The sequence below is a fragment of the Finegoldia magna genome (assembly GCF_018371055.1).
Taxonomy (GTDB): domain Bacteria; phylum Bacillota; class Clostridia; order Tissierellales; family Peptoniphilaceae; genus Finegoldia; species Finegoldia magna_I.
Map to the genome: position 1 here is coordinate 1 of NZ_JAGYZD010000138.1, position 4,717 is coordinate 4,717.

Consider the following 4,717-nt stretch of genomic DNA (forward strand, 5'->3'; position numbering starts at 1 on the left):
TGAATAATAGACCTAGAAAATGTATACAATATAAAACACCTAAAGAAGAACTTTTTGGTTTCTTACCATAGGTGTTGCATTTGATTTGACAATTCGTCTGCAAATAAAATTTTCTAGAGGATTCTAATGTAAGTTAACAAAGTCTCATTATAATATTTTTAATCTTTTTAGGTTAATAAATCCTCAACGGAATAAAAATTCATATTGTTAAAAATAAACGCTATAATTTCATGAAAACATTGACACATTTTAACTAAATAAATCTAATTAATGAAGTAAATTGATTTTTTTAATTTGTTTTTTTATTTTACAGCGGCGAATTTGGTTAAAAATATTTATCAATTATTTTTTTATTTACTAATTATTAATAAATTAAACAATTATTTAATATCCTTAATTAAATTTCTGAGTTTTAAAAATTTTCCTAGATATATGATTAATCTAGATTTTGATAATTATTGAATAGAAAAGCATAACAATACATAGTTTATCATAATAAAAATAAAAGATTATATGTTATCATGATTACACTCTTTAGCATAAATTGACGATAAAATAAGAAAAATTAATGAAACATTTACCTATTTCATTTCCTATAAATAATGTTGCAGTTTTTGTTCATTATGATAAAATAACCATACAAGGAATTAATTTTTTATTTAATGTAAGAAAACTTTTGAACAAATAATTCATTTTGTAAATTAGTTTACAAGCCAATTCCTGGGCTATCCATTATTTAAAAAATAAAATTCTGAGTTCACAATTGTTGTGGTTTGATTTTTTGAAGTTAAATTAGAACGAAAATATTACAAAAATGTAATAATTTATAGTGGAAAATTTTAATTTTATTTCAAAACTAACCAACAACAGAGAAAATATTATAAGAAAGGAAAACGTAATGAATAACAAAAGAATATTTGAAAAAATCATTACCGAAAAAAGAGCAAAAAGCTCTAATGAAAGACCAAAATACGGTCTTAGAAAGCTAACCGTAGGTGTAGTTTCATGTCTTTTAGGTTACATGATGTTCTTCACCCCAAACGTTGTTGCAGCTGGAAAAGTTGACCAACCACAAGCTGTTGAATCAACAGAAGTTGCAAAAACTGAAAACGTTGAAGAAAAATCAGAACAACCTAAAGAAAAAGCTGCTGAAACAACAGAAACTGAACAACCAGTTTCTCATGTACAAGGTGATTTTTCAAAAGAAACTAAAACAAACGCACAAGACAGAACTGTTAGAACAACTGCTGAAAAAACATCTGAAACAGCAACTGAAGGAAAAACAGAACAAGCAAAACAAGCAGATAGTTATGTACCTGAATTAGAAGCTATTAAAGTAGTAAAAGGTAACAATGTAGAAAACTACAGAAAAGCTTTTAAAAACCTTCCAGAAGATGCAACTATCAAAGTAATTAACGAAGCAGACACTAATGAAGCCGGAGATAAGAAAGCTACAGTAGAAATTACTTTTGCTGACCAATCAACAAAGAGAGAAATCATCACAGTAAAAGTATATGAAACACAAGAAGACCTTGAAAATAGTGGATTTGGAGAACTAGAATTTAGTGAACCAGGCGCTAAAATGAACAGAGTTGGGGCTAGTAAAGCAGAAGAAAAACTTCCTAAAAATATAACAGATAAAACAAACTGGGAAGAAAAAGAAAAAAAAGGTGACGACCATTGGGAACTTGGTAAATCGGATGAATTAAAAGACCAAAGAATAGTAAGGGTTACAACATCAGATCCTATCGAAATCAATGATATCAACTATCAAGGTTACTTCACTGATGCTAATGGTAGAACTAACCTTAGATTAGTTTATATGGAAAAATCTGCTGCTGTTTCAGCAGTTTGGAAGAAGGCTGCCTTTAACTTTGGAGACCTATATGACAAGATAGATTTTGAAGAATCATACGGTGTCGATGAAAAAGGAAATAGATTTAAATTTTCAGACACTAATAATGATAAAATCAAAACATTAGATGTTGCAGGCATGATTTCCACAAGAACTCAAAATATAAATAACTTACCTATTAACATAGTCCTAAAGAATGGAGAAACAATAGATAGCCTTGGAAAGGTTAACTATCAAGTTCAAATGAGGTTAGTTGATGGTAAGGGAGAAAGAATCTATGCTTTCGCTCCTAAAAAAGCTGCCTTAGACTACACAACATACACAAGATCAACATCTATAAGCTTAGGTAATAATATCCAATCTGAGTTTTTAAGAGGACCAGAAAGTCAAGATAGAAAGCTTGCAATGCAAAGATCATACTTATCTGAGTTTATTGCAAATCCTGACCAATATGATGATACAAGTAATCTTGGAATCTTGAGAACACAATATCAAGCAGAAAGAAACGACATTAATCCGGGTAATACTCATGATGGTAAGCCAACTGGTTTTGTTCAAATGTTCGATGCTAACTTGGTTAAATATCTAAAAGCAGATAAAGAAGGATTTATAGCCTATACCCAATTATTAAATGCCGATAGAACACCTGCCAAGGGTGCAAGAGTAGGTATTAAAAAGAAAAATATTAACTATACAGCAGATGGAAAGCTAGCTTATTTTGTAATAGGTGAATCTAACTTTGAAAAAAATGGAGTAAGTGTTATCCATGTGGATAAATTGAGCGGAAGAATCAACCAAAGTGGTTTCTATTTCGCAGGTATAGATTATGTTGTAGATAAAAGCGAATTTGCTGAAGAATTCCATACTACAGGTCAAAATAAAGTAAACTTTAATACAATGGCTGGTTGGATAGAGCCAAATACAAATGGTTGGACTGTTTTTGAAGAAGAATATGACCATGAATTTGTAGTTCCTGAAGGAGATAGCTTTACTATAGATTTAGGTAAAGAGCCTCTAGGTAAACAAATTATGGTTCAAGTAGGCGATGAGAAATACTCTTTTGTCAGAACTGAACAAGGTTATTATACAGATTTTAAAACTGGTAGGAAAGGATTTGACAAGATTGAAAAAATTACAGAAGGTATTTATAAATTAACTCTTCGTGAAGGCGCTACAATCAAAGCTGGAGATAAGGTTAGAATTCTACTTCCAGATTCAGCTGATCATGATGCAAATTCTATTAATTTTGTAGAGATAACTAATGGATCTAAGGAAAATAAAGGCGCCGCAACACTTAAGTACAATAAAGATAGAAATATTGATTTGCATATATTCTCAGAAGGTCAAGGTCTTGGTAAACCGGATGGAACTTATAAATTGATATATACACCAAAGGGGTCTACTGAACAAGTTACTATTAATATTACAAAAAATAAGCCAAAAACATATTGGCAACATGATGATAAAAACGGCGTTTTAAAAGGCACTCTTGTAGCTACCACAAAAACGGATGGTAATTATGTAATTGACATGAGTAAAATAGAAACAGGTTCTTCTATTATAATTGAAGCATATGATCCAAGTGGAAATAAGGTAGAAAATTTAACTTCAAAAATTGAATTTAATCCTATAGATAAATCTGAGAAAAAATACGAAAAAATGGCATGGGTTGACCATACAGATGATATTGCTAATATAGGTATAGGTAAATCTCTATATACTCCATATCATAACGTATTTACAAATGACTACACAGGTGACCAATATAAAGACTTCTATGAAAATCCAAGACAAAATCCAACAAATGCAGATGACTTCATGAAAAACACATCAGAACTTCTTGGATTTACCAAATATGATGGTGGAAAAATCAGAATGAGATATATAGATCCAAATGGAGTAATCTATATATCAAAAATTGATGCTGATGCAAATGAATATGATGATAAAGGTAATACAACAAAAGATTATACTAAGACAATAACTGTAAATGGAAAAGAATATGTAGCTTCTCCATATAGATTAAATCTAAAGGATTTCTATGAATTAAAAGAAGATAGAAATGCTGGCGTTCTTAATCCAGATGGATCTTTGACTTTAGTTAAAGACATGAGATTAATAATTAACGCATCAGATGGATCATCACTTCCATCAGATTGGCTAGAAGTTAGGGTTAAAACAAGAGTATTATTTGATGCAACAGATGGTGCTTTCGACGATGGAACAAAACAATCTGTAAAAGTAGTTCCAGACAATTTAAAATTCTTTGGCGATGAAGGATACGCACCAAATGGATTTGAAGGTGCAACTGTTAAAGCAAACACAGGTGATGAATTTGTTAAAGCTCCAACAGCAGAAGGAAAAACATTCCTAGGTTGGGTAACTGAAGCAGGTAAAGATGAACTTGGAGCAACAACTGTTAAATCAGCAGATTTCAACAAAGTTGATGCTTCAATGAAATTCACTGCAGAAACTCCAATAACTACACACCAAGTAGTTTACGCAATTTATACTGATGAAAAACTAGTAACATTCGAGGCTAATGGTGGTAAGTTTGATGATAATTCAACTACAAAGACAGATGATATAAAAGATGGAGTAAACAAACCAGCTGATCCAAAATTAGAAGGAAAAGAATTTGTAGGTTGGGCAAAGACAGCTGATGCTAAAGAAGCAGATGTTATCGATGTAACAAAACTAACTGAACCAACAACAGTATATGCTGTTTGGAAAGATGCTTCAAAACAAACAGACTCTATCGACCCAACAGTACCAGCTAAGACACCAGTTGCAGATAAATCTAACTTAACACAAACTGAAAAAGATGCAGTTAAGAAAGCTATTGAAGATGCAAACAAAGAT

The 4,717-nt window shown here is 30.9% G+C and carries 1 protein-coding gene; it reads left to right on the forward strand.

Annotated features, from left to right (window positions below):
* Positions 1-898: 898 nt before the first annotated feature.
* The coding region (locus KHW44_RS06540) for a Rib/alpha-like domain-containing protein (RefSeq protein ID WP_304067459.1) at positions 899-4,717 on the forward strand (3,819 nt) is incomplete at its 3' end.